The following is a 26,324-nucleotide window of genomic DNA, read 5'->3' on the forward strand; positions in this document are numbered from 1 at the left end:
CGTTAAGCCCTCCAGCGCCGATGGTACTTGGACCGCAGGGTCCTGGGAGAGTAGGACGTTGCCAAGCAACAAGTAAAAAGGATCATGATCTCAAGAAGATCATGATCCTTTTTTGTATATAAGTGAATTTATTTATATTCTTACTCCTCTGTTGCTTACTCAAAGTGAAATATGCTTTTGTAAGTAGAGAGGTATCTTTAAAGCCGTTTGTTTATAATAGTTGTCCTTCGTAGGAGTACAGTTGTTTGTACAGGGAAATACTACGGGTTAGGGCTGTTGATGAAGGCTTGACACCCCTATACCGCTTTGCTAAGATTGCAATAATATATTTTCAGAGAGCCTTGATTTGTCCATGTCGGACAGACAACAAGACCAATACAGACTAAACATTTTGAAGGAGGATCATCTTGGTGTGGGAAGATAAATTCGGTAAGGAAGGCCTTACCTTTGACGATGTTTTGCTGGTACCTCGTAAGTCGGTGGTACTGCCCAAAGAAGTAAGCGTAGCAACTCGTTTGAGTGATAACGTGAAGCTGAACATTCCTTTAATGAGTGCTGGTATGGATACTGTTACTGAGGCAGTGCTAGCAATTGCGATGGCTCGTGAGGGCGGTATTGGTGTTATTCATAAAAATATGTCGATTGAGCAGCAAGCGGTAGAGGTAGATCGGGTTAAGCGCTCAGAGAGCGGTGTTATCACCAATCCATTCTCATTGACTCCAGATCATTTGGTGTCCGATGCTGAGGCAGTGATGGGTAAATATCGTATTTCCGGCGTGCCTGTTGTAAACGAAGAGAACAAACTGGTGGGTATTATTACTAACCGTGATCTTCGCTTTATTCACGACTTTGATCTTAAAATTAGTGAAGTCATGACGAAGGAAGAACTGGTAACTGCACCAGTAGGCACGACTTTACAGGAAGCGGAAGTCATTTTGCAAAAGCATAAAATTGAAAAGCTTCCACTGGTCGATGAAGGGAACTACCTCAAAGGTTTGATCACCATCAAAGATATTGAGAAAGCTATTCAATTTCCGAACGCAGCGAAGGATGCACAAGGGCGTCTTCTGGTCGGTGCGGCTGTCGGCATTTCCAAGGATACGTTTGAACGGACTGAAGCACTTGTAAAAGCTGGTGTGGATTTGATTGTTGTGGATTCCGCTCATGGCCATCATATTAACATTATTGAAGCAGTCCGCGAGTTGCGTAAAACATATCCTGACCTGACGATTGTAGCAGGTAATGTAGCTACAGGTGACGGAACGCGCGAATTGATTGAAGCAGGAGCATCGGTCGTTAAGGTCGGTATTGGTCCAGGCTCTATCTGTACAACACGCGTAATTGCAGGGATTGGTGTTCCACAAATAACAGCTATTTATGATTGTGCAACAGTAGCACGTGAATATAATATTCCGATTATTGCAGATGGCGGTATTAAGTACTCTGGTGAAATTACAAAGGCCATTGCGGCAGGGGCCTCTGCAGTAATGCTGGGAAGTCTTTTTGCAGGTACGGAAGAAAGCCCAGGCGAGTCGGAAATTTATCAAGGACGTCGCTTCAAAGTATATCGTGGTATGGGCTCTATGGCTGCGATGAAGCAAGGTAGTAAAGATCGTTATTTCCAAGATGACGACAAGAAATTGGTACCAGAAGGTATTGAAGGACGCGTTGCTTATAAAGGGCCACTTTCCGACACTGTTCACCAGCTGTTGGGCGGTCTTCGCTCCGGTATGGGATATTGTGGTACTGCTAATATTGAGGAGCTTCGAAACGATACAAGCTTTATCCGTATTACAGGTGCAGGTCTGCGCGAAAGCCATCCGCATGATGTGCAGATTACGAAAGAAGCACCAAACTACTCTCTATAAAGTTCGGCTGTAATAGACTTGACGACAGGCAGAGCGCATTTCGCTCTGCCTGTCTTTTTTTAGAGATACCCCTGTGATAGAATAGACAAGTGTCCGCCTTCTCATGAGGTTATTGATGAATTAGGACGCTTAGGTATTTTGGACGATTCCTACCAGTTAAGAAGATTCGGGCACAGAATGCTCATGACAAGCTATATCTTAGGAAACGAAATGACACTAAACTGTATAATACTAAAACATTAATTCTTTGGCCAAGTAAAGGCTGTAACCACCGTCTCGTTATACATAGCATAGCGGTTCGGGTTGAGGTACGAGAGGAGTTTGTATTCATTTGAAAGCGAACAATTTTAAGAAAAATAATAAACGCAGCATGATTAAAAAGAGTGTGACTGCAGTCATGGTGCTTAATATGATGTATATGTCGGCCTTACCTGTTGTAGGCAATTTCGATTCAAGCGTGGCTACTTTTGCTGCTGGAGCGGCAACAGAGGCAACGAATATCACGGGGACAGGTTCTATTAACCCCCCTAGTCTGGCACTTCGTTCCGCCATTTTGGTCGAGCCTTCCACAGGACAGGTCTTGCTTTCTATGAATCCAGATGAGCCGCTCCCGCCAGCCAGTATGACCAAAATGATGACAGAGTACCTCGTAGCGGAGCAGGTTAAGCAAGGAAAACTTAAGTGGACGGATAAGGTTACGGTTAACGAGAATGCTTCTAAGAGTATCGGATCACGTATTTTTTTGGCTCAAGGGGATCAACATACGGTAGAAGAGCTTTATATTGCCATGGCAGTAGGTTCTGCCAATGATGCAACAGTAGCTCTTGCTGAACGCGTATCTGGAACCGAGCAGGATTTTGTAAAACTAATGAATGAAACAGCTCAGAAAATGGGTATGAAAAATACGTATTTTATCAACTCGACTGGTTTGGACCGTAAGGATATGCCTACAGGGTTTCAGCCGGACACAGACCGGGAAACTGTAATGACAGCGAGAGACGCAGCTACTCTGGCCAGTTACATCATTAAGGATCATCCGGATTATACACGGTTTACCACAATTCAATCGTACAAATTTAGGCCGACCGACAAAGCACCGATTATTAACTATAACTGGATGCTAGAAGCGAACAAAAATATTACTAACTTTAGAAAATTTGCTTATCCTGGCTTGGACGGAATGAAAACGGGCCATACGAGCAATGCTGGAAACTGTTTTACAGGTACGGCTGAACGTAATGGAATGCGTCTCATCAGTGTAGTTATGGGAGCAGATTCAGAGCCTCACCGTTTTACAGAGACGGCTAAAGTGCTGAATTATGGCTTTGATAACTTTGAAGTGAAGCAGGTTGTGGCTCCAAAGACGGTGGTTAAGGGCGTTGAGAATGTGCCTGTGACCAAAGGTACAGAAACAGAAGTGCCGATCGTCACAAAAGATGCAGTAAGTTTTATCGTGCCTAAGGGTGCGAGCAATCCTAAGGTAACCTTTACAACGAATATAACACCAGCAAGCTCTCTCGTGGCACCTTTGAAGCAAGGGGCAAAAGTCGGAACGATTACGTACACATACAAAACGGATGGCGTGGATAAAGGCCAGACGAAAACTGTTGATTTGGTTACAACTACAGCAGTAGAAGAGGGCGGTTGGTTCCGAATGCTATTCCGGGCAATTGGTGATTTCTTCGGCGATTTGTTCCAGGGAATTAAAAATCTCTTCTAAAGATGAAACGCTAACCGGTCTAACCTGTTCTGCATTACTTATTTTGCAACTTGAAATGATTGTGTATTTGGCGTTCGTACGGTAAAATCTTAAGTTAGAAATCTAAACGTAACCCTTACAGGAGGCAACGACATGGAAACGGGAACTTCGCGTGTAAAAAGAGGTATGGCAGAGATGCAAAAAGGCGGCGTAATCATGGATGTCATGAACGCTGAACAGGCTAAAATTGCTGAGGCAGCAGGCGCTACAGCCGTAATGGCTCTTGAACGAGTGCCTTCGGATATCCGTGCAGCGGGTGGGGTTGCTCGCATGGCTGACCCTACGATTGTGGAAGAGGTAATGAAGGTTGTTTCTATTCCTGTTATGGCTAAGGCTCGTATTGGTCACTTTGTTGAGGCAAAGGTACTGGAATCTCTAGGTGTTGACTACCTCGATGAGAGCGAAGTATTGACACCTGCGGATGAGGTATTCCATATCGATAAGCGGGAGTTCACCGTTCCATTTGTTTGTGGAGCCAAGGATCTAGGGGAAGCATTGCGTCGTATCGGTGAAGGCGCATCTATGATCCGTACAAAGGGTGAACCGGGAACTGGGAATATTGTTGAGGCTGTTCGTCACATGCGTTTTATCAATGGTCAAATTCGCAAGGTGCAAAACCTGTCAAAGGACGAGCTGTATGCAGAAGCGAAAAACCTCGGAGTTGCTTATGAACTGCTGTTGGAAGTGCATGAGCTTGGTAAGCTTCCAGTGGTTAACTTCGCAGCGGGCGGTGTAGCAACACCTGCAGATGCTGCGTTGATGATGCATTTAGGCGCTGATGGTGTATTTGTAGGTTCTGGTATCTTCAAGTCGGATAGTCCTGAGAAATTTGCGCGGGCCATTGTGGAAGCGACCACTCATTATACGGATTACAAGCTGATTGCAGAAGTGTCCAAGAATTTGGGGACTCCTATGAAAGGCATTGAAATTTCCAAACTGGCATCGCATGAGCGCATGCAAGATCGTGGTTGGTAAGAAAGAAGGGACCGGCATGAAAATAGGTGTATTGTCGCTGCAAGGCGCTGTAGCTGAGCATATACGAAGTGTTGAACGTGCGGGTGCTGAAGGTATAGCAGTGAAGAAGATCGAACAGCTCGATGAGCTGTCCGGTCTTATCATTCCCGGTGGTGAAAGCACCACTATCGGTAAGCTAATGCGCAAGTATGATTTTATAGAGGCTATACGCCAATTTTCCAATCAAGGGAAGCCTGTATTTGGCACTTGCGCGGGATTGATTGTACTGGCCAAAACGATTCAAGGACAGGAAGAAGCACATTTGGGACTCATGGATATTACAGTATCGCGTAATGCCTTTGGTCGCCAACGAGAAAGCTTTGAAACTGACTTGAACATTAAAGGGATTGAGGAGCCGGTTCGTGCGGTGTTTATACGCGCGCCTTTAATACAATCTGTCGGAATGGGAGTAGATGTGCTATCTGAGTATAACGGCGAGATTGTAGCAGCCCGTCAGGGTCATCTGCTGGCTTCATCCTTCCATCCGGAATTAACAGACGATTACCGGTTACATCAGTATTTTGTGGATATGGTCCGCGGATAGCGGAAAGTCAGGTTTGTAGTGTAGGAGGGATCACCTGTGTTAGATATAAAGATTTTGCGTAATGAGCTTGGTCGGGTTGAGAAAGCTTTACAGAATAGAGGTAAATCTCTGGATCTGATTAATGGTTTTACGGATCTGGATGTAAGCCGTCGTGAGTTGCTTCAGGAAAGTGAAGGACTCAAAAATCGTCGGAATGTCGTATCTGGTGAAGTAGCCAAGTTGAAGAAGAATAAGGAAAATGCTGATGATCTTATTGCTGAAATGCGCCAGGTCTCCGATCGTATTAAAGAATTGGATGAGCAAGTGCGGGAACTGGAAGTTCAGATCGACGAACTGGTGATGTCGATTCCTAATATCCCTAATGAGACTGTGCCTGTAGGCGCTTCGGAAGAGGATAATGTGGAAATTCGTCGCTGGTCGGAGCCGCGCGAGTTTTCTTTTACACCCAAAGCGCATTGGGAGTTGGCTCAGGATCTAGATATTCTTGATTTTGAAGCTGCAGCTAAGGTGACGGGTTCTCGTTTTACGTTCTATAAGGGACTGGGAGCGCGATTGGAACGTGCGCTAATTAACTTTATGATGGATCTGCACAGCAGTGAGCATGGTTATGAAGAAATGCTACCTCCATACATTGTAAATCGGGACAGTCTGTACGGAACGGGTCAGCTTCCGAAGTTTGAAGAGGATCTGTTTAAACTGCGTGATACCGAGTATTATCTTATTCCTACGGCCGAAGTTCCGGTAACGAACTACCACCGTGAAGAGATTATGAATGCAGATCAGCTTCCTAAATATTATGTGGCATACAGCTCTTGCTTTCGCTCAGAGGCAGGATCAGCAGGGCGTGATACACGTGGCTTGATTCGTCAGCATCAATTCAATAAGGTGGAAATGCTCAAGCTGGTTCACCCAGATACCTCTTATGAAGAATTAGAGAAAATGACGAATAACGCTGAGCGTGTTTTGCAGCTGCTCGGACTTCCATATCGGGTGCTGGCACTTTGCACAGGAGATATGGGTTTTACGTCTGCCAAAACGTACGATCTGGAAGTATGGTTGCCGGAGAGCGGCATGTACCGTGAGATTTCTTCCTGTTCCAACACTGAAGACTTCCAAGCGCGTCGTGCAAACATCCGGTTTCGTCCAGATGCGAAGGCAAAGCCTGAATTTGTACATACACTGAACGGTTCAGGATTGGCTGTAGGACGGACTGTAGCTGCTATTTTGGAGAACTATCAGCAAGAGGACGGAAGCATTGTGATTCCCGAAGTGCTACGTTCATACATGCGAGGCATTGAGGTTATAACTCCTAAACAGTAAGCCTTGCATTCTTAAAAATTCTGTGGTAAAATAATTTTGTTGCGCCTGAGTTGTTTAATAGAGGGAAGCAGCTTTATCCATTTACCACCTGGAGAGGTACCGAAGCGGTCATAACGGGGCGGTCTTGAAAACCGTTAGAGTGCAAGCTCACATGGGTTCGAATCCCATCCTCTCCGCCATATTCTAAATAAAACCAAGCCATTCGAATCTGATAGCTGGTACATTAGGCTCTATATGCTAATGATCAGGAATCGTGAAGAATGGCTTTTTTGTTGTATAAAAAATCTGTTTTTTTCACACGTTATCAGATGTGGAGGTGCTGGCATGAATCGAGAAATGACAGTAGATCAGCAAAAGCTGGTAGAGGCCTGGCAGGAACAACTGCCGATTCTTTTGAATTCAGGGGATAAATCACAGGTACAGGCAGATGAAGCTGATAACCGGGCTATACGAATCCATATTGAGGTAGAAGGCCGACAAATGTACTCCTTTAACTTTGCATGTACGTATGTAGATTCTCGGGAGGTACAGGTTAGCTTAGTCGATGTAGAGCGTGACGGACGGTCTGTGGATGAACGAACAGATATCATTCAACAGCTGGTGTCCGATTATACGCGGCACATTCACCAATGCGCCCAAACATTACAGTCATTAACGCACTCGTAGTCATGAAGGAATGAGGAGGAAGGTTACATGACCAAGGCCAAAAACGGATTGGATAAAAACCTGTCCAACATTGTCGATGATTTGAAACAACGTCCAGTCAATAGTCATCAGGCACAGCAAGTGCAGCAGGATCGTAATGATCGTCGTCATCAGGATTCACTGAATCACGATAAAACGGAAGATCTGAACCATCTATAGTCCTATTTTAAATGGTAATAAACGGATTCGTTGATGTGCCAATAATTTAGACTGAGAATGGAGGATGCATAAATGGGCAAGCCTAGAGCTGTTCCTGTTCCTGAGGCACAGGAATCTGGTGGAAGTAACGAAAAGCGTGAGCGTAGTCATCAACAAGAGCCGTTATCCGGTTCCAAGAAGGTGAAACAGCGCAATCACGTGGATCACCATAACAGACAAGGTTCATAAGCAGTCAGACTTTTCTCCTAAAAATATTAAGAAGTATAGTACACCCTGGTTAGAGAGCCAGGGTGTCTTTGTGCTTATTGCAAGAAAATTTTCCAATAAGTGTTTCGCCGTTTATGAATATGAGTTAAAATAGAGGGTGTGTATTTTTTTGTTAGCATAAAAAAAGGGGTTAATTATGAGAGGAGAGAATCTACACAATGAGTAAAAAATTATCCGTCTTGGTCCTCACTATGGTGTTGCTAATGACGGTAGCGCTGGTAGGTTGTAGCAAGAAGTTAGAACCGAAGGAAGCTGTTACGACTGGTACAGCAAATGCGATGAAGTTGAATTCCTATGAATCCAAAAGTCAATTTACCGTTAAGGAACTGACAATTACCTCCGCTTCTGTGCCAGCTGAGCAAAGTGCAATGGTAACTAGCATGCTGAAAAATGCTGATATTACACTGGATGGCGTATACCAAAAGGAGCCTTTCCAATCTGAAATGACGCTTGGCATTCATTTGAAGGGTGATCTTTCTACTAGCTTTACGATTCCAATGGTAATGACTAAAGATAAATTGTACGTTAAAATTCCTAATATTCCATTTTACCCGCTTCCACAGGATGTTGTAGGTAAATTCCTGCTCATTGATCCACAAGAACTGGCTAAACAATCAGGACAAGAATTTAACCCTGCAACCATGGATCAGGAAAAATCGCAGAAATTTGCGAACGAAGTGATTGCTGCGATCATGGGCGAGTATGATCAAGCTACGTATTTCTTTGATATTGATCCTAAAGATGCTAAATTGCCACAAGGCGTTGAAGCTAAACAAGTGGTTCAGTTTAAAATCACGAACGATAACGTGAAGCAAGCGACCAATACATTTATCACTAAGGCGCTTCCTAAGGTCCTTGATATAATGTCTAAAGACGAATATGCTGGCATGCTTCAAGTGAAGAAGGAAGAACTGGCTGAAGCGAAAAAAGAACTGCAATCCAACACCAGCGAAGTTAGCAAAAAGCTGGATGAGTTGAAGAACTATTTGACAGTGAAACAGTTTGACATTAACACTGCTTTGAACAAGGATAACGTTCCTGTGTATCAAGATCTGAATGCGAACGTGGAAGTGAATGATCCTTCTACGAAAGATAATGTGAAGTTGTCTGTAACAGGCTATTCGCAATACAGCAAAATCAATGAAAAAGCATCATTTAAAGTGGGGATTCCAACAGCTGACCAAGTCCTCACTATCGAACAACTACAACAAAAAATGCAAACTGTATCTCCTTAAACAGAGGATGACAGGATTACAAACATCATTTCTTCGAATGTGATGTAAGAAAACCGCTCGGCATAGGCCGGGCGGTTTTTTTGTTCATGATTAAGTTGTCCTCCGTGCAGTTGTTCAGATTCGTCACACGTCATCTTCAGCTAGAATCCCGAACATCTGATGATCCTGCCATTCGCCCTGAATCTGTACCAGCTTGCGAGCAATACCTTCCGGTTGAAAGCCACACTTCTGTAATACACGTTGTGAGCGATCATTATGCAGAAGGGTACCTGCTTGGAGACGATGTAGAGATAAGGCACGGAAGGCATACTGTATGATCAATTTTAAAGCGGCCGTCATATGTCCCTTACCCTGCTCATGTTGATCCATCATATAGCCGACGTCGGCGAATTGTCCAACTCCACGCACCAGATTGGAAATGGAGATGTAACCTATCAGCCGTTCTTGTTTTAAGAGAAAGATACCAAACAAGTACCCTCGATCTTCTTCCGCTTGACGCAATCTCTCACGGATGTAATCCTGTTGTTTCTTTAAAGTGAAAAATGAATCCTCATACAGTGGCTCATAGGGCGCATGAGAGTCCCTATTTCGAAGTCTAAGGGCGAGAAGGGCTTCGCCATCCTCCAAGCTTAGGGGACGTAAAAAGATACCTTGAGGCGTATTATACAAGCTCATAGGCATAAGGTGATCTCCTTTCACGCGGAATTAGCAGTGAGATGAAGAGCTTTGGACTTTTCCTCCTCAGGATGGAGATGAAGGAGGAGACAATTTGGCAGCCGCTCTTTTTTGCCGGAGCTGCCGAAAAAAGTTTGTTAGCATGGAGGCACATTCCTCCTGAAGTACACCGCGGGTTACTTCTGTACAATGATTGAACCGAGGCTCCTGCAATAAATTCATTAGCGTGCCTGCACAACCCGCCTTGGGATCTGTGGTGCCGTATATTAGATGGGGGACGCGTGATTGCACAATGGCTCCAGCGCACATCGGACACGGCTCCAAAGTGACATACAGCCTGCAATCCAGCAGGCGCCAAGCGCCCAAATGCTCACTGGCCTGCCGGATGGCAACCATCTCTGCATGTGCAGTTGGGTCGGTGTCGGTCTCGCGCAAATTGTAGCCGCGACCGATGATTTCATTATCTTTTACAATGACAGCTCCGATGGGGACTTCACCCAACGCTTCTGCCTTGTACGCTTCCTGAATGGCTTCTCTCATCCAATAGGCGTGATCCATAATGGTCACTGGGAAAATGCTCCTTTCAAACGCGGAATTATCCAACGAACAAGTATTCCGTTGTTAACATGATGTGAATAAAATTGTGGATAACACCATACTTGTCCACAGATTTATCCACAGTTTATAATAACATCTGTGTATTTGTGGACTATATGTGGATGATTATCTTAATACATTGTAGGTAAATGCTCGCCTATTGACAACATTGTTCACAGGATGTGTATTTATGTATATCCGGTAAATGTAAATGCTGGTATCCCAGGCACTATTACGGTATCATTGAGTTAGCAATTGCCAGTAATCGCCAGCATACGGCAAGAGGTGAGAAATCAGTGTGTCGATAAAAATCAGAATAACGATCATTTTGTCGGGGTCGGTCCTGTTTATCCTATTGTTAAACATCGCACTCAATTACTACACGACCCACGAAAATCTAAGAAGTGACAGTGAAACCAAAATGGTTCTGACGGCTAAAATCATCGGAGGAGCTATCGAACAAACCCGACATAGCTGGGAGGCCGTTGACAAGCAGCTCGGATATAATCTGTGGCTTTCTGCTACGTTGGCTGCCAATCAGCTCGATCCCGATATTCGTAATATCCAGCAGGAACAGCTACAACAGATAGCTACACTCCACAGGGATATTAATATCTCGTTGATGATCCGAGATGGACAGGGATATAAGGTTGTCAAATCTTCGAATCCTAAAGAGCTAACGTCATCCGATCCATTAATGGGGTATTGGAAAAATGCAGTTGACCAATTATATAAACATGGACAGGTGGCCATGGCGCATGGTCAGAACCTGGATCATTTTTGGACCAGTTCTTTTGATTACACAGATTCAGGTTCCTCACATATTAATAAATGGGGATTTTATTATGACCAAAAACGTAACTACTTAATTCGAATATCCTTCCAGGATACTTCAGTCCAGGATTTTATACCTATCCTGAGCCCAGCTGAGATTGTGAAGCAGACTCAGCAAGTGGATTATCGCATTTTGGAGATAACAGGAATCAACCCTGCAACCTTTGGTGGCGCTACGATGGACAAGAACGGTAACGATCGAAAGCACTACTACATGTACAACGAACCGATCCAATTCGGCACGTATCAACTAACGAGAGTGCCTGAGGATCGTTTGGCCGTGTCCAGGGCGATCCTTTCGGGAGAGAGTATCGTACAAGATTGTTATATTAAAGGCGAACGGGTGCTTGTCAGCTACATACCTTTTTATCCGACAAACCGTGATTCCTATGTCATTCGTATTGTCATGAATTATGATACAATCGCTTCTGTTATATCCAAGCAATTAATCAGTTTAGTTGCTATTTCCATTGTTCTATTGGAGGTTGTGATCATTGGAAGCTATGTGCTCGCCAGCCTATTTGTCCGTCCGATTCAGTCGATATTGGGAAAAGTGAACGAGATGGCTGACGGCCATTTTGATACACGGCTAGAAATTAAGGGCGGCCATGAGCTTGCACAGCTGGGTGAGCGCATCAATGCGATGGCCTACAACCTGGGGATGTATACGAGAAGACTTGAACAAATGTATGAAGAAAACCGTTCTGTAAAGGAGCATCTAGAATCGGTTATTAATCAGACGGCAGATGCAATTCATGTAACCGATCAGGAGGATCGTGTTGTTCGGGTCAACCATGCCTTCGAAGCTTTGTACGGGTGGACCAAGAAAGAATTGGTTGGCCGTAAGCTGGAGTTTGTGCCTCCGCAGCAACAGGAGGAGTATGAATTTCAGAAGGAGAGCCTGCTTCAGGGAGAAAGCATCGTATCAAGCGAGACCCTACGAATGCGTAAGGATGGAAGTACAGTAGAGATTAGTATGAGTACTTCACCTATTCTGGATGAACAAGGCGAAATCTTAGGCTTTATCTGTGTCTCGCGTGATATCACAGGGCGTAACCGGATGGAGGAACTGCTACGTAGATCAGAGAAGCTGACAACCGTAGGACAACTGGCGGCAGGCGTAGCGCATGAGATTCGTAATCCATTAACCACGCTACGTGGCTTCCTACAACTACAGCAGCAAAATCAAGTGTTGAATATGAAACACAACGATATTATGATGTCTGAGCTGGATCGCATCAATTTGATCGTTAGCGAGTTTTTAATATTGGCAAAGCCACAGGCAGTACATTTTCAGAAAAAAGATGTTCGTTATATTGTGAGTGATGTTATTTCTTTGCTAGATAGCCAGGCGCATCTGTTGGGTATTGTATTCAACCTTCAGGTTACGGACGAGCCTGCCTTGGTATATGCTGAAGAAAATCAGTTAAAACAGGTATTCATTAATTTACTTAAAAATAGCATGGAGGCTATGAGTAAAGGCGGCATCATCACAATTCATTTGTTCTTAGAGGGAGAAAGCGTTAAAATCTTCATACGGGACCAGGGAACGGGTATTCCCGCAGAAATGCTATCCAAGCTGGGAGAACCTTTTTTCACAAATAAAGAAACAGGTACAGGACTAGGGCTTATGGTCAGCCAGCGTATTATACAGAGCCATAAAGGCACACTGGATATTGAAAGCATAGAGGGAGAGGGAACAACCGCCCTCGTGCAGCTTCCGATTGCCAAGCCCGAGTAACGGGCTGGGGGCAGGAGGAAGTGTGTTCGTAGAAATGGAGGGTACACAGGTTGCGCATTAACAAATTTATCAGCGAAACTGGCTTTTGCTCGCGCCGGGAGGCGGACAAGCTGGTAGAGAGCGGCCGCGTGACGATTAACGGCGAAGTGGCCGTGCTGGGCAGTCAAGCGGAAGAAGGCGATGATGTTCGTGTGAACGGCAAGCCACTGCGCGATAAGTCCGATCACGTCTATATTGCATTGAACAAGCCAGTCGGCATTACTAGCACGACAGAGAGTCACATTAGAGGCAATATTGTCGATTTTGTGGGGCACCCGCAACGGATATTCCCAATTGGACGCTTGGATAAGGATTCGGAAGGTCTCATTTTATTGACCAATGATGGGGACATTGTGAATAAGATTTTACGGGCAGAAGGCAAGCATGAGAAAGAATATATGGTAACAGTGGATCGTCCGGTCACGCCATCCTTTGTGCAGGGGATGTCCAGCGGTGTGAAGATACTCGGTCATCGGACGCTGCCCTGTGAGGTAACACGTGTATCTGAGTATGTATTCCGTATTATTCTGACAGAAGGGAAAAATCGTCAGATCCGACGTATGTGTGCTGCCTTCGGTTATGAAGTTAGAAAACTGCAGCGCCTGCGAATCATGAATATTCGATTGGGGTCCCTTCAGAAAGGCGCCTGGCGCGATTTAACAGAGGCTGAAAAGCTGGAACTGGGCCAGATGCTTGATTATACACTTAGCTAAGGCCAGAGGCCTTCTTATAGCCTTCAGCGCTGGGTTCTCCTATATGGCAGGGCTAGACAACAGGAATCACTAAATCAAAAGGCACCAGCTGCATAAAAAATGCGGCGGTGCCTTTGTTCATATAACATATTCATGATCAACCTTCATTCGAGCTTGAGGTAGGACTAATAACTTGTGTACCGTTCTGATATTTGCGAAGAACGGAAATTTCGACACGACGGTTTTTGGCGCGTCCTTCTCCAGTCTGATTGCTTGCCAATGGTCGATACTCGCCATATCCGATGGATACAAACTTGGTAGGATCGAGCTGCGGATTGAGCAGCAAAATACGCAAGAAATTGAGCGAGCGCTTGGCACTCAAATCAAAGTTGGACGGAAACTGACTATTGGAAATAGGTACATTGTCGGTATGACCGGATACGATAACATCATAACCAGGAAACTGCTGGAGCATGCTGGAAATGGATTTGGCTAGCTTTCTCGCTTCTGGCTTTACTTCGGCCTGCCCAGATGAAAACAGGGCATTATCACTAATGGTGATCATCAGCTGGGATTGGTTCAGCTTGGTGTTCAGTAGAGTGGACAGGCCGTTATTTTGAATATACTGATCCATTTGTTTTTTAAGCTTCTTTAAATCTTCTTCTTCCCGCTGGGCGAGTTGCTTCTGCAGATCAGAGGTAGAAGTGGCTTTTGATTTTAAAGGTTGCGATACCTCTTCTTTATTTTTGCCCATATCCATGGATTGTGACGACGGATTCGCGGCCGAGTGATCCAGCACGCCAGTACCGCCACTAAAAGCTGAACTCAAGGATTGAGCCATAGTTTCAAATTTTTTGGCATCGAGCGAGCTCATACCGAATAAGACAATGAAAAGAGCCAACAGAAGGGTCATTAAGTCGGAATATGGCAACAGCCAGCTTTCGTCAGCATGCTCTTCATGCGGTTCATGTCTCTTTTTACTCACTGGAATCGCCATCCTTCTGGGTCATCGAAGCCCGTTCGGTTGGAGTTAGGAAGATTGCTAGCTTTTGGCTGATGGCAATCGTCGAGATACCGGATTGAATCGAAAGCAGACCTTCGACCATCATTAACTTAAGTTCCACTTCTTTTTTGGATAGCCGTTTCAGCTTGTTGGACATTGGATGCCATAGGACATAACCTGTAAAAATACCGAGCAACGTTGCAATAAAGGCGGCCGCAATGGCATGGGACAGTTTTTCCATGTCACTAAGGTCGGCTAGAGCGGCAATCAGACCTACAACCGCACCGAGTACCCCGAGTGTTGGAGCGTACATACCGGCTTGGGAGAAAATTAGTGCGCCTGCGCGGTGTCTATCTTCGGTAGCGTTAATGTCTTCCATCAGAACATCGCGTACGAACTCCTGATCATTACCATCGATAATCATACGCATACCGCCGCGCATAAAGGGATCGTCGATCTCTTCGACCTTGGATTCCAGCGCGAGCAGACCTTCACGACGGGTAATGGATGCCCATTCGGTAAATGTACCGATAAGCTCCTTGCGATCCAGCAATTTCTGCTGGGTGAAAATAATTTTAAACAGCTTTGGCACCCGTTTCATGTCATCCATCGGAAACGCCATGAATATACTTGCTGCTGTTCCGACGAAAATAATCATGTAAGCAGCGGGATTATTGACCAGATTGACGACTGGCGCGCCCTTCAGGATCATCCCGACGACCAGTGACAAAAGCCCGAGCACAAGTCCAATAATGGTTGTAATTTGCATGATACACCTCATCCATGAGAATAGATTTTGAATCCTTTCATGCCGCATGGGTCGTCCTTGCCCCAAGCGCGTCATTATGAGACGGATTATAGTATTTATCGACAAAACTCTCTTTTTTGTTAAGGGCGAATTTCCGGTATAATAAAGTGATTATGTATTGAATCGCTGAACCACTGGAGGAAATAGCATGGGAGTAAAGCATGGGCGCGAGTATGAACAAATTTTGAACGATTTGACAGAGGCTGTGGGACGCATTCCAGATAGCTATGAATTTTTTGAAATGGAAGCAGAAGATTGGGACAGGCTGGACCCAGCGGGGTGCCAGGAAGTCAATGAGGCTTTGGCAGAAGACTTATTTTATGCACTGGGCACAGAACCTATAATCACTGTAGGCAGCGGTGTTGTGATTTATGAGCCGGAGCAGCACCGGATCTATGTACTCATCGGGGATGAGGAGCTGACGTCGGTCCCATTGATTTGATGGCCGTCTTATGGATTTATCAACGGGGCCGTGGTAATATGTACACCAATATATCGTAGTTTTGGCCGCATCTAAGCGGCTGAAAGGCTTCCGTATAAACGGGGAGGAGTTCGTAACATGCCTTTTACACAAGAAGAGATTGAAGCACATCTGGAGAAGCTGGAGGGCTGGGAACTGGAGGAAGGACGTTGGATCGTTCGGAAATATAATTTTTCCAGTTTTATGAAAGGAATTGCCTTCGTGGATGAAGTTGCCGCTATATCTGAGGCATTTAATCACCATCCATTTATTACGATTGATTACAAGACCGTGACTCTGCGTTTGACCTCCTGGGACGATGGCGGTATTATGGCCGTAGATATTAAGGAAGCCCAACAATATAATGAAGCTTTCGAAAAAATGCGCAGCAGTCATTGAGTTTGTAATGATCTGTCGTATATATGAAGAGCGCCTTCGTTATACAACATCGCGGTTGTATAGTGAAGGCGCTCTTATTTATAGAACCCGATTCTGTTGTTCAGGACGATATACCATACAATGGAACGGCTTTCTGCCATCTGGAGTCTGGCGTTCATAGGTATCCGTCAGCTCAAATCCAGCTGCCTTGTAGGCTCGGATAGCCCGCTGATTCCAAGTGAGAACCTCTAGGTCAATTTCATTCTGCGGATGACGTCGTCTGGCTTCCTCGGCAATGGCCCGGACAAAATCGGAGCCTGTGCCATGTCCGCATCTTTCGGGATGCATTCCAAGACCCAGCCGGGTCACACCGACCATAGGGAAATATTGAGCAAATCCCGTCAGCTCATTCTCTTCGTCCAGGACCGCAACATATTGCTCTTGGCGAAGCGTGGGACTTCCAAATTCGACTTCAAGTGCCTTCATTTGTTCCCAGGGAAGCCAGCCGTATATGTTGTAGGGGGGATCATAGCGCCACTCACAGATTTCAGCCGCTTGATGCTCGTCCATCGGTACGATCCGGTAGTTGGATATTGAGGCCGGCACTTTTCCATTCCTCCTTATGCAGGTACTTCAATCATTAACCACAGATTGTAGACAAGTTGTAGGAGAATGGCAAGCGTGTTTATTTCTTACCTAAGTCGGGTATACATTCAATAAGAAGGATTTACTGCTCATATGCTCCCCCAGCGGTGACGGTAAAACCGACGATGTTCGCTAAAATTGAAACCTTTTGAGGTGTCAGTTCGTCAGTAATGATAATCATTGCGATGTAGTGGACATAAAAAACCGCAATTCGATTCCGGCCAGAATCAAATTGCGGCTAGGGTTAGCTTGCTGTGCGGTAGTTATTCTACGTTGTCGTCATCAGGAATATCTGAAGCTACAGAATGGTAAGCGTCTGTGCTCATAATTCTTTTTGCACCGACATAACGGTTAGCGTAATAATTTTCGTTCAGTGAGCTAACTACTACACCACGTGAAGTCGAGGAGTGGGCGAATTTCCCTTCACCTACGAAGATACCTACATGGGAAACGCCTCTTCCTGTGGTGTTGAAGAACACCAGGTCGCCTGGTCTCATTTCATCGCGGGATACAGAAGAACCCATTTTGAATTGTGATCCAGATTGATGCGGCAGTTTAATTCCCAGTTTGTTGAATACATACATTGTGAAGCCGGAGCAATCGAATCCCTCGAGTGTAGTGCCTCCGCTTCTGTAGTTCGTTCCTTTGGCATCTTGGATGACCTGGTCCATCTTAGAGTCTGCAAATGCACTGCTGCCACCGAATGTAAAAGATGTAAAGGCAATGGTGAGACCCATGGCTGCGATCGTTAGCTTCTTCTTCAAAAAAAATATACCCCTTCCAATGCCTGCGAGGTTAGCTTAAGGATTCGGTAGAAGGTTCCCCTATGACCACTCTGTTGCGAGATCAATTCACCCAAACTGGTTCCCCCGCTTCCTAGGTGCCAGGAATTAGGCTTAACTTAAGATGTGCACCTTGGAGAGCAGTATTCACGACAACGATGTTTTTAAGATAAAGGTTACAATAAAGATTACAAAGTTGTTACTATCAGTTCACTGCGATTATTGTAACAAAGACAGCAGGCTTTGGCAAATGTTTCATCGCAAAAAGTTACAAAAAAAATCTGTTCCTAACGCTCTAGGAACAGATTCTGTTAACAGTATTCAGTTATGTGCCGTTTGCACGGGAAAGAAAAAAGTTTTTTCGACAGCTGAAAATACAGAAGAGAGGATATTGTGAGGGGTTAGCCTCTGCTGGAGATATCGATGTGCCATAGCCGATACTGTGAACTGATATGCCACAGCCTGACCAGACTGGTAACAAAATGATACGATTGTTGGAGAATCAGTGCCAACATACCCGTCCAAATCATCGCCACGGTGCCAAATAGACCGAAAACTAGCAACACACAAGTACCGAGCAACAGGGATACACCAACAGCCGGAAGAAGCTGGCGAAAGAAGGCGAGCAGGGAGGATAGTATGGTGTGACCACTGACAGTGCCCAGCTGCATATACAGGATGCACTGCCGAATGACCCAACCGTAAGCTATCCACCCCATGGCATAGGGCAACAAATGTAGCAGGTAAGAGGAAGATTGCAACGTTCCTACTACAATAGGATAGAGTCTCGGTACCACCCAAAAGGCGGGAAGCAGCAGCAAACCCAACTCGATGATGTAATACAATAGCGATGACATACCGTGGCGTTTCATCCCCTTGAAGAAGGACAGGCTTTGCGGTTCAGACGCATCGGTATGCAGGCTTTGATATATGCCAGCTCTAATGAAGGGAGTGATTAGTATGCGCAATACGGTCGCCCCTAGTAATATCCACAAGTACACATGTACTTCCCGGCTGTCCATCAAGGCGATCTGGCCCTCCATCCAAAACAAGGTCTTTCCCAGTTCGTTTTGGCTCTGATCAGGATAACGTAGCAGCAGCGGGATAACGGCAGACTGTACCAGCCTATAGAGAAATACTCCCCACAGCAAACGATACAGAAATAAAATGATAACGATATAAAAGCGTATGCGTACCAGCGCCCAGCCTTCTTTTATAACAGTCCGCATCTATAGACACCTCACCATGACAGACTTCCAAGCAGTGTCTCCAACAGCTTGGTTACACTTACACTCCAACGGGTTTGTTGTTTTTCATCCAATTCAGCCTTCAGGCTATTATTAATATGCTTGTTCTCCAGTGCAATAGTGTATAGAGGATCTACAGTCACATAGGACACGGGGGAAGCGCTTTTGAGTCGGAAAGTTGTACTTTTGCCCGCACCATCCCATGCCTTGAATATCGTTGAGCCATCCTTGAAGGTAAATTGAACAGGTATTTTGGGATAATCTGCTCCTTTTTTGCTGAGCGTCACGACTGCTTCGTATCCATTCTCCAGCTTGTGGTTCATGATGCGATCGACTGAAAAGTCCGCCATCTGGCCGTCATATACATATTGTTCAAAATAGTGGCTCCATGATCGTCCGGTCACTCTCTCCACGACATGTTGAAAATCCTGTGAGGTCGGATGCTTGAATCGATAAGTCTGGACGTAGGTCCGCATAATCCGGTCCATTTTTTTCATACCCACCTGACGCTCAATACCTCGTAGTACTAATTTACCTCGTGAATAGGCATTTTGTGCATACTCAGCCGCCGATCCGTACTTCCAGGATTCGCGGTTTAGTGGCTGTGGGGAAGCCACCTGTCCCGATTGTAATGGCAAGTTGGGGGTAAGCCCATATTCTTGCTCCATGAGCCGTTCTTCTGCATAGGAGGTGAAGCCTTCATCCAGCCAAGGCTCCTCAAATTCATTGTTGGCTACCATTCCGTAGAAATATTGATGCCCAATCTCATGAACCAGCGTCCGTTCCAGATTATAGCCAGGATTCAGTTGGTCCGCAGCTGCGGCCGTGATGAGTGTCGGATATTCCATGCCGCCGGCTCCACTGCCTGTTTTGGGTGGAACGACGATGGATAGAGTGGAATATGGATAAGGCCCGTACCATTTGCTGTAGTACGAAAGGGCAGCCTTGGCTGCGCTCATGTAACGTCCTTTGAGTTCCTTATGGGACGGGTCCAGATAGAGCTTGATTTTGACACCAGGAACCTCAGTAGAAGAGAAGGGTTCTTCTACGGCTACGAAGTTGGGTGAAGCAGACCAGGCAAAATCGTGTACATCATCGGCATAAAATTGATATATTTTCTGGCCGTTCTGTCGTACTGCACCACGGGTGGGAAAACCGGTCGCTGCTACGATGTGTGTTTCAGGCACCCGAATCCGTATACTGTAAATTCCAAAGTCGGCATAGAACTCGGAGTTGCCATGGTACTGATGGAGGTTCCAGCCCTCTTCGGCGCGTCCACGTTGTCCTGCAGTCTCATAGACGCTGAGCTTTGGAAACCACTGTCCAGCCATTACAAAATCATCTGTCGCACCCATACGAGCAAAAATGCCAGGCAGTTTGACTTCAAACTTCATATATAGTGTGATTTCTTCGCCACCTCGTACCGGCTTGGGTAGACGCACCTTTATGAGCGAACGGTCGCTTGCGTTACCGTCATCTGGTTGTACATATTGAGTGCGGTGCATGAGAGATAAACCGTCTTCTGTTTTTAGTTCGGTCAGCGTCATGGAGCCAAAGCCATCCTTAGGCATGGTGTCTCCGCGCAGCTTTCCGCCGGATTCTTTCATAAAGGTGGTTTCCATGGAAGAGAAGGCATTCGGGTATAGATGAAGATACAGATCATTCACAGTTTTCTTACCCGGATGCCTCCAGGTCAGTGTCTCAGTGCCTCGCAAAACCCGTCCTTTTTCCAGAGATACATCAATGTGATATTCCACCACCCGTTTGCTGAGAATTTCCGAAGCGGGCTGTGGAGGGTTCTTGGGCAGGTCGGGCATGATGTTGGCCCCTAGAGGCTTGCCCATATTTGGTGCAAGCGCAGACTCAGACTCGGAGCCGTATAGTGGTTTGCCTGCGGACTGAGAGACGGATTGCGATTGGGGTTGCCAGGCAAACCATAACGTCCCTGCGAGGAGTCCGAGGGCTAGTGTGGACAATAAAACGATTTTGGTGCGTGCTGGGGTCATACAATGGATACCTCCCGTTGACAAGCATCTACAGCATGTATATGTTTGCTTTCGGGAGATTATTAGTTAAAATATTTATAGTGTAGAATGAGTGTGAAGACGGAAATTGGAGGTCTAGTGACGCATGAGTGAAAATCAACCGGACGGCAAAAAGCAGATTGCACTGAATATTGTCAGTGGCAAGAGTAAACATAAGGGCTTCGGCGCAGGCTCAATCGACCTGAACAGCATGTCCCCGGTCATCATTGACCGCGGAGAGGCGAAAATTGATGTCGGTGCCATGCATGCCAAAAGTAAAGTAGAACGTGGAATCAAGTTCTCTACGAATAAAGAGGACGTACCGAACGGACGCCAGGTATGGCTGGTATGGGTAGCTGTGGACCGTACGCCCGAAGGACGTATGTATGGTGGCGCGACGGCCTGCGAGATGCTGATTGACGACGAAGCCAAACGCGGCTGGAAAATTCTTGCCGATCATGTTAATCGTATGGATTATGCACTCAAACGCCGTTTCATGCTGGATGATCTCGGCAGCGAAGATAAAGCAGCGCTCAGAAGCCTGCTGATTTCGCATAATCAGGAATGGTGGGACGCTTCGCCTGAGGAATTGAAGCAGGCGCTGGAAGGGTAAGCCTAGCGTTAACGAAGTAACAGTATTGTAGAAAAGCAGCCACTGTAGGCTGCTTTTTCCTATAAGAAGAACCGAATTGGAATCTCTATATAAGCTCTATGATGCCTTCAATTGTTAGTTTTTTGACCTCATAAAATATGTACCGGACAATAAAATAGTAGTCTACTTCCTTTTCATGTAAGTTATGAACATCATCGCCTTGACATCATGGAAAGGCATTCACTATAATTCAAATAGAAATCGGTTTCAATCCGGTTTTTATTTAATTCGTGGAACCGGTTCCTAAAAAGATGAAGTTTTTTCCTATTGCTGTTTATGAATGTAATCTCTAAATAAGGTGGCATCGTTATGTTTAAATGGTTGAAAAAGAAGGCGGCTCCCCGTATTGAAGAATTCGACATGGTAGCGCCGGTTAAAGGAAAAGTGGTTTCCCTGGAAGAGGTTCCAGATCCTGCATTCTCGACAAAAGCTATGGGGGATGGCATCGCTATTCATCCGTCTGAGGGTAGGGTCACCGCTCCTTTCGCGGGAAAAGTTGCTCATGTTATGGAGAAAAGCAAACACGCTCTCATTATTGAACATGAATCTGGCGTACAAGTTTTGATACATGTCGGCATTAATACCGTTTCCCTCAAAGGACAGGGATTTAATCCTAAAGTTCAAGTAGGAGATAGCATTAAAGCAGGGCAATTATTGATGGAATTTGATCTGGATGCAATTCAACAGGGTGGATTACCTGTAATTACTCCAGTAATCGTTCCAGACGGGCAAGATATGATCAGCCATGTCGAAATACTGGATAATCCATCTGCTTCTCCAGATGTACCTGTATTAAGAGTTCACTTGAAAGCATAGTTAGCATTTTTGTTTTCTACTATCATGCTCATAGAAAAAATTCTTTGAATGTAAAGGTAAAATATGTAGAAGAAGACTAACCAGGAGATCTTGGTTGGTCTTTTCTTTTAATAAGTAAGTCCAGTTTAGGATAATGTAGAATGGTTGTGAAAGGGGAAATGTATATTGAATGCAAACCGTATTTTAAAATTAGAAAAGGCGTTGTTTCAGGCTTGGTCTTTGGAGTCTAGCTCTAAATGGACAGCCAAGAATCCTGCCGCCGGACAATGTGGTGTCACAGCGCTTGTCGTTCAGGACAGGCTTGGTGGTGATATTTTGAAGACATGGCTGGACAGCGGCTGGCATTATTACAACCGAATCGGTGAGGATATTATAGATTTTACGGAGTCACAATTTTCAAGCCTTCCACAGTATCAGCATGTACAATCCAACCGGGAAGAAGCATTTTCAGACACCAACGCAGAGCAGTATGCAGCTTTAAGCCGGAGACTAGGGGAATCGTATATGGGTACATAATTAAAGCAACAAATTCGACTGGGCAAAGCTGGATATTGACTGCATACGAGGGGCCGGGTGGTCCAGCTATAGGGGGAGATACTGAGAAAGACTCAGGATTTGCTGAATCTAATTGAGGCCACAAAGCCCGCCAATTAAAAAAATGTGGGTTATTATGAGGATGCAGGATCTACTATTCAATATGGATGCAAGGATCAAGTCTGTTTTTATCAGGAAAGCACCACAGAGCAATATGCACCGGATGAGTGAAGTTACGGGGTGAACATTAAAATATCAGAAGTAGATCGGTACCTTGTCGAGGGCGGTCTACTTCTTTTTCGTTTAGGTAAGTATTGTTGCTCACGAATAAAACTAATGCAGCCAATGGCTGGGAACGCTTAGAGACGAGGGCAGCCTGGTCTTACAATTGCCCTTAGCCGAATTTAATTGCGCTTGGGTAAGAAAGATACTTCCCTCCAGATTAGCCCCACTTAAATCAGCATCTCTAAAGTCTGCCCCGATGAGGTCAGTCATGCTCAAATCAGCTTCTCGCAGGTCAGCAGCAATCAGTAGAACGCCTCTCAGGTTGGCACCTCTCAGATTAGCGCCTCTTAAATTGGCCCCGATCAGATCTCTACTTTTGATTTTTTTACTCAGTTTAGGGTTCTCCATGTTTTTCTTACATTTTTCTCGCACTAACTCACTTGTTTGTACAAGTAAATCATTGACTAGCGCCCTATGGGTGGGTACATGAAGATCTATGAGGGATTTTGGATCTTGATCCGTAAGCTGCTCGGTTTTGGCCATTGCTTCTTGTAACTCGGTATAGATGGAGTGAGTTTCTTGTAAGCTAAGGGCTTCATTTAGGTAATAGAGCATTTCATAAAGCTGCTGCATGATGGGAAATAGATTGAACATTTCATCAGCTATTGCCGGGTCGTCTCGCCAGCTTTTTCCGTTGTATGTAACTTGGGAAATTCTTTGACCTGCCCCAAAGCAATCATATACTGTACAGCCTCGCAAGCCTTTATTCCTCAGGTTCTTATGAATGTCACAGCGATAATCCGCATTTAGATGTTGACAGGGAGTTCCTCCATCCTTGTTAAAGGCAAAATCAGCAGATTTGGCATAAGGCAAGGCGACACAGCATAAACCAAAACATTTTTCACAATCGGCAGTATACAATAAATACACATCCTTTTATTAGCACCTACTACATGTAATAATACCAAAAAAAGATGCAGGATGGTGTATTGCTAAGTAAAATAGGTCGATTACCCTTTTGCCAAATTCAATTGCCATGAAACACCGTATTTATCTTCGACCCAGCCAAACTGTTGGCTTACGGGCGAGGCTTCAAGGGGCATCAAAACTCGGCCTTCCTGAGATAGCTGACCAAACACACGATGAATTTCTTCTTCCGAATCACAAGTGACGAATAGCGATAAAGCTGGAGTAAAAGAGTGTTTGTCCTGATGGTTATAGTCTATGGCCATAAAGGTTTGCCCTTTGAGGTTGAATACGGCATGTAACACGGTCCCATCTTCCTGATGAAAAATGCTCATGATACCAGACGGCTTAAATACAGAGGTATAATATTGCATGGCTTCCTCTGCTTGACCGGGGAACATGAAAAACGTTGTGATTTTTGGACTAGAATCCTGCATCAGATCAGCTCCCTTGAGTGGATTATAGATGATAACATTTTTTCTCTTTAGTAATAGAAATATTCATGATTAGAGAAGTACTTCATAAAGAAAGATAGGCATAACTGGGAAGGGGAAACCAGATGATAGATGCGACAGCAAAGCTTATTGAGATGGTGGGTTCAGGCAGGAAACTGGACGCCAGCATTATTTCGGCCTATACGGATGTAGTTGCCCAATACGGAACCGCGGAGGATGCTTGGGAGTTATATTGGCTTTTTGTAGAAGATCCTGATCACTATGTTAGGGGTTTGTTACTTGGGCCGATCATGAGATGCGGAGATGGTGCTCTGGCGCAGGATATGTACGAGCGTTACGTTCGAAATCAGACATCCCAGGAACATATACCTGATGGTGTGCTGCATGTGTTAGGTTATTTGGGTTATGTGGAAGCTGCGGCTGATCTCGTCGCATGGTTGAACGGGCCCTATGGGGCAGCATCCGTGGATGCTTGTTTGGGGCTCGTACATCTTCCATGCGAATCGTTTCGTGAACGATTGGCGACTGAATTGGAAAAAGCAGTGAATCAAAATCTGTTTAATGAATTCTTACCTCTACTAAGCTTTAAATGTACTACAGAGGATATGGTTCCGCGATTGGTGCATTGGGGAGAGCGGCATGCCTCCGTAGACTGTAATGCGGGAATTATTGCTGGAATTGCATTGTTTGGAGAAAAGCAGAAGGATACGATCCGATCTATTTTGTGGAATCCGCTTTGGGAGGCTCATGGAACGGCTACGGGAAGTTGTGTGTGGTCTTATATTGCTATGCAGCATGTAGGGTTGACCTTTAGAGAGCTTATTCAGGATATAAGAAGCTACGATGTATTCAAAGCAGGTGTACAGGCATTGGAGTACCGCTTGGATGTGTTATATGAAATGTTGGAACTAAAGCTCAGCTATAGAGCTCGGCCAATCCGGTTCGCTCGCTGTAACGAGGAATCATTTGCTCAAATCTATAGCGATTTGTTTAGCTGGTCGACGGAGCATAAGGATGACTCTATGATAGGTTGGATGAACGAACATTTGGGGTATGAGCACCGGTTGCTGGAACAGTATGATGAGATTAGGAAACGAGTCGAGATCAAAATGGTGCATGAAATTGAGCTGGAGCATGTCCAGACGGGGAGTTAACCGGGTTGAGATATAAGAAATTTTGGTATAAAAGGACGAAATGACGGAGTTTGGCGGCGATATAGGGATTCGCCCAGTCCACGGGCTGATGTCCCGCATAGGATACATCAGCCTAGAACACAAGGAGTGAAACACATGTCTTTACTGCCACAAGTTCCTTTCGGAACGCAACCGGGTACTCCGGGTCCATTCACACCGTCAGGTCCTTCGATTCCACAATTTCCTGATATACAGGATTCGTTTCCGTCTCCGGTAGGTCCGCCACCAGGGCCAGGCCCCTTTTCGCCACAGCCTTTCTCACCGCCGCCGCAAGGGCCGTTCGGTCCGCAAGGTGGGCAACAAGCTCAAGCACCAACTTCCCCACCACCACCATTTACGCCACCAAAGCCGCTAGTTTCAACATTTGCGGTTGACCCTGGAGCCATTTTCGGTTGTTTGTTCCGCAATACGTTTGTATGGCTGACGAACGGAGAGCGTTTCTGGATGTACCCTGTCTTTGTAGGCAGAACATCGGTAGCGGGTTTTCGGTGGAGTGGACGTTTTTGGTTTTACTATGGTGTAGACACCAACCGTATTGAGTCGTTTAGTTGTTTTTGGTAATAGCGCAGCTTTAGGGAAGAGCGGGGCTTAACTGGGGAATGGCTGATGGCACTGGCAAGAGAGCTATAATGGGCGAATGAAATAAGTGAAGTAAAGATAAAAAAGACTGGGAGAGCGCATCATAGC

At 45.4% G+C, this 26,324-nt stretch carries 28 protein-coding genes, 1 tRNA gene and 1 riboswitch; of the genes, 19 read left to right on the forward strand and 10 right to left on the reverse strand.

Annotated elements, in window-relative coordinates; all coding sequences use genetic code 11:
- Positions 1–410 precede the first annotated feature (410 nt).
- From guaB to HFD99_RS23300, 10 genes are all read left to right on the forward strand, one after another.
- A complete protein-coding gene (gene guaB / locus HFD99_RS23255) occupies positions 411–1,868 on the forward strand; it encodes an IMP dehydrogenase (RefSeq protein WP_017427215.1) in 1,458 nt (485 codons plus the stop codon).
- A gap of 331 nt (positions 1,869–2,199) precedes the next feature.
- Complete coding sequence (locus tag HFD99_RS23260) at positions 2,200–3,588, forward strand: D-alanyl-D-alanine carboxypeptidase family protein (protein WP_025363665.1); 1,389 nt, start codon at positions 2,200–2,202, stop codon at positions 3,586–3,588.
- Positions 3,589–3,720: 132 nt separating this feature from the next.
- On the forward strand, positions 3,721–4,602 hold the full coding sequence (pdxS, locus tag HFD99_RS23265) for a pyridoxal 5'-phosphate synthase lyase subunit PdxS (protein ID WP_013368723.1): 882 nt from the start codon (positions 3,721–3,723) through the stop codon (positions 4,600–4,602).
- A 16-nt stretch (positions 4,603–4,618) separates the two neighbouring features.
- A complete protein-coding gene (gene pdxT / locus HFD99_RS23270; protein WP_017427217.1) occupies positions 4,619–5,185 on the forward strand; it encodes a pyridoxal 5'-phosphate synthase glutaminase subunit PdxT in 567 nt (188 codons plus the stop codon).
- Between the two features lie 36 nt (positions 5,186–5,221).
- Positions 5,222–6,505 (forward strand): serine--tRNA ligase, encoded by a 1,284-nt coding sequence (gene serS, locus HFD99_RS23275; RefSeq protein WP_013368725.1) that lies wholly within the window; start codon positions 5,222–5,224, stop codon positions 6,503–6,505.
- A gap of 90 nt (positions 6,506–6,595) precedes the next feature.
- A tRNA-Ser gene (locus tag HFD99_RS23280) sits at positions 6,596–6,684 on the forward strand.
- A 145-nt stretch (positions 6,685–6,829) separates the two neighbouring features.
- Positions 6,830–7,171 carry a hypothetical protein gene (locus HFD99_RS23285; RefSeq protein WP_017427219.1) on the forward strand — a complete coding sequence of 114 codons (342 nt, stop codon included), beginning with the start codon at positions 6,830–6,832 and terminating at the stop codon, positions 7,169–7,171.
- A 27-nt stretch (positions 7,172–7,198) separates the two neighbouring features.
- Complete coding sequence (locus HFD99_RS23290) at positions 7,199–7,369, forward strand: hypothetical protein (protein ID WP_167441018.1); 171 nt, start codon at positions 7,199–7,201, stop codon at positions 7,367–7,369.
- A gap of 72 nt (positions 7,370–7,441) precedes the next feature.
- On the forward strand, positions 7,442–7,597 hold the full coding sequence (locus HFD99_RS23295) for a small acid-soluble spore protein P (protein ID WP_017427221.1): 156 nt from the start codon (positions 7,442–7,444) through the stop codon (positions 7,595–7,597).
- A gap of 197 nt (positions 7,598–7,794) precedes the next feature.
- Positions 7,795–8,871, forward strand: a complete 1,077-nt coding sequence (locus HFD99_RS23300; RefSeq protein ID WP_017427222.1) for a hypothetical protein — start codon at positions 7,795–7,797, stop codon at positions 8,869–8,871.
- Positions 8,872–8,994: 123 nt separating this feature from the next.
- Here the strand turns inward: HFD99_RS23300 and HFD99_RS23305 are convergent, their stop codons facing one another.
- A complete protein-coding gene (locus HFD99_RS23305) occupies positions 8,995–9,552 on the reverse strand; it encodes a GNAT family N-acetyltransferase (protein WP_025363666.1) in 558 nt (185 codons plus the stop codon).
- Positions 9,553–9,612: 60 nt separating this feature from the next.
- Entirely contained in the window at positions 9,613–10,113 is a 501-nt protein-coding gene (gene tadA / locus HFD99_RS23310; protein ID WP_017427224.1) for a tRNA adenosine(34) deaminase TadA, read from the reverse strand.
- A 328-nt stretch (positions 10,114–10,441) separates the two neighbouring features.
- Here tadA and HFD99_RS23315 point away from each other — a divergent pair, with 328 nt between their 5' ends.
- Positions 10,442–12,718, forward strand: coding sequence for a PAS domain S-box protein (locus tag HFD99_RS23315; protein WP_019685757.1), 2,277 nt, complete (start codon positions 10,442–10,444; stop codon positions 12,716–12,718).
- A gap of 50 nt (positions 12,719–12,768) precedes the next feature.
- Positions 12,769–13,470 carry a 23S rRNA pseudouridine(2604) synthase RluF gene (gene rluF / locus HFD99_RS23320; protein ID WP_123796616.1) on the forward strand — a complete coding sequence of 234 codons (702 nt, stop codon included), beginning with the start codon at positions 12,769–12,771 and terminating at the stop codon, positions 13,468–13,470.
- Positions 13,471–13,606: 136 nt separating this feature from the next.
- On the opposite strand, the gene motB is transcribed toward rluF, so the two are convergent.
- Together motB and motA are read right to left on the reverse strand one after the other, a co-directional pair.
- The gene (gene motB, locus HFD99_RS23325; protein ID WP_016818543.1) at positions 13,607–14,434 is read right to left on the reverse strand and encodes a flagellar motor protein MotB; all 828 of its coding nucleotides are present in this window, start codon (positions 14,432–14,434) and stop codon (positions 13,607–13,609) included.
- Positions 14,427–15,221 (reverse strand): flagellar motor stator protein MotA, encoded by a 795-nt coding sequence (gene motA / locus HFD99_RS23330; RefSeq protein WP_013368736.1) that lies wholly within the window; start codon positions 15,219–15,221, stop codon positions 14,427–14,429. Before motA ends, motB begins: the two co-directional genes overlap by 8 nt.
- 187 nt (positions 15,222–15,408) lie before the next feature.
- On the opposite strand from motA, the gene HFD99_RS23335 reads away from it, so the two are divergent.
- The gene (locus tag HFD99_RS23335; RefSeq protein WP_016818544.1) at positions 15,409–15,702 is read left to right on the forward strand and encodes a hypothetical protein; all 294 of its coding nucleotides are present in this window, start codon (positions 15,409–15,411) and stop codon (positions 15,700–15,702) included.
- 117 nt (positions 15,703–15,819) lie between these two features.
- Entirely contained in the window at positions 15,820–16,119 is a 300-nt protein-coding gene (locus HFD99_RS23340) for a 4a-hydroxytetrahydrobiopterin dehydratase (protein WP_007428083.1), read from the forward strand.
- 78 nt (positions 16,120–16,197) lie between these two features.
- Here the strand turns inward: HFD99_RS23340 and HFD99_RS23345 are convergent, their stop codons facing one another.
- From HFD99_RS23345 to HFD99_RS23360, 4 genes are all read right to left on the reverse strand, one after another.
- Positions 16,198–16,704, reverse strand: coding sequence for a GNAT family N-acetyltransferase (locus HFD99_RS23345; RefSeq protein ID WP_016818545.1), 507 nt, complete (start codon positions 16,702–16,704; stop codon positions 16,198–16,200).
- Between the two features lie 302 nt (positions 16,705–17,006).
- Positions 17,007–17,507: a C40 family peptidase gene (locus HFD99_RS23350; RefSeq protein ID WP_123796617.1), complete on the reverse strand. Its 501-nt coding sequence runs from the start codon at positions 17,505–17,507 to the stop codon at positions 17,007–17,009.
- 5 nt (positions 17,508–17,512) lie between these two features.
- A riboswitch (cyclic di-AMP (ydaO/yuaA leader) is annotated at positions 17,513–17,650 on the reverse strand.
- 276 nt (positions 17,651–17,926) lie between these two features.
- The gene (locus HFD99_RS23355) at positions 17,927–18,754 is read right to left on the reverse strand and encodes a hypothetical protein (RefSeq protein WP_017427227.1); all 828 of its coding nucleotides are present in this window, start codon (positions 18,752–18,754) and stop codon (positions 17,927–17,929) included.
- A gap of 11 nt (positions 18,755–18,765) precedes the next feature.
- Positions 18,766–20,778 carry a M1 family metallopeptidase gene (locus tag HFD99_RS23360; protein WP_025363672.1) on the reverse strand — a complete coding sequence of 671 codons (2,013 nt, stop codon included), beginning with the start codon at positions 20,776–20,778 and terminating at the stop codon, positions 18,766–18,768.
- Between the two features lie 124 nt (positions 20,779–20,902).
- Between HFD99_RS23360 and HFD99_RS23365 the strand changes: the two genes are divergently transcribed.
- The 3 genes from HFD99_RS23365 (at position 20,903) to HFD99_RS23375 (ending at position 22,780) form a co-directional block, all read left to right on the forward strand.
- Positions 20,903–21,409 (forward strand): YwhD family protein, encoded by a 507-nt coding sequence (locus tag HFD99_RS23365; protein WP_016818549.1) that lies wholly within the window; start codon positions 20,903–20,905, stop codon positions 21,407–21,409.
- A gap of 348 nt (positions 21,410–21,757) precedes the next feature.
- Positions 21,758–22,264, forward strand: coding sequence for a PTS sugar transporter subunit IIA (locus HFD99_RS23370; RefSeq protein ID WP_019685763.1), 507 nt, complete (start codon positions 21,758–21,760; stop codon positions 22,262–22,264).
- Between the two features lie 165 nt (positions 22,265–22,429).
- Positions 22,430–22,780: a YunG family protein gene (locus HFD99_RS23375; RefSeq protein WP_016818551.1), complete on the forward strand. Its 351-nt coding sequence runs from the start codon at positions 22,430–22,432 to the stop codon at positions 22,778–22,780.
- Between the two features lie 351 nt (positions 22,781–23,131).
- Here HFD99_RS23375 and HFD99_RS23380 read toward each other — a convergent pair whose 3' ends face one another.
- Both HFD99_RS23380 and HFD99_RS23385 read right to left on the reverse strand, forming a co-directional pair.
- Entirely contained in the window at positions 23,132–23,944 is an 813-nt protein-coding gene (locus tag HFD99_RS23380) for a pentapeptide repeat-containing protein (RefSeq protein ID WP_123796619.1), read from the reverse strand.
- A gap of 89 nt (positions 23,945–24,033) precedes the next feature.
- On the reverse strand, positions 24,034–24,426 hold the full coding sequence (locus HFD99_RS23385; protein ID WP_016818553.1) for a VOC family protein: 393 nt from the start codon (positions 24,424–24,426) through the stop codon (positions 24,034–24,036).
- A gap of 122 nt (positions 24,427–24,548) precedes the next feature.
- Between HFD99_RS23385 and HFD99_RS23390 the strand changes: the two genes are divergently transcribed.
- Together HFD99_RS23390 and HFD99_RS23395 are read left to right on the forward strand one after the other, a co-directional pair.
- Positions 24,549–25,598 carry a hypothetical protein gene (locus HFD99_RS23390; RefSeq protein ID WP_123796620.1) on the forward strand — a complete coding sequence of 350 codons (1,050 nt, stop codon included), beginning with the start codon at positions 24,549–24,551 and terminating at the stop codon, positions 25,596–25,598.
- A 135-nt stretch (positions 25,599–25,733) separates the two neighbouring features.
- Entirely contained in the window at positions 25,734–26,198 is a 465-nt protein-coding gene (locus HFD99_RS23395; RefSeq protein ID WP_162835286.1) for a transporter, read from the forward strand.
- Positions 26,199–26,324: the final 126 nt, after the last annotated feature.

Origin of the sequence: Paenibacillus sp. EKM301P (assembly GCF_011800295.1) — a bacterium.
Lineage (GTDB): Bacteria > Bacillota > Bacilli > Paenibacillales > Paenibacillaceae > Paenibacillus > Paenibacillus polymyxa.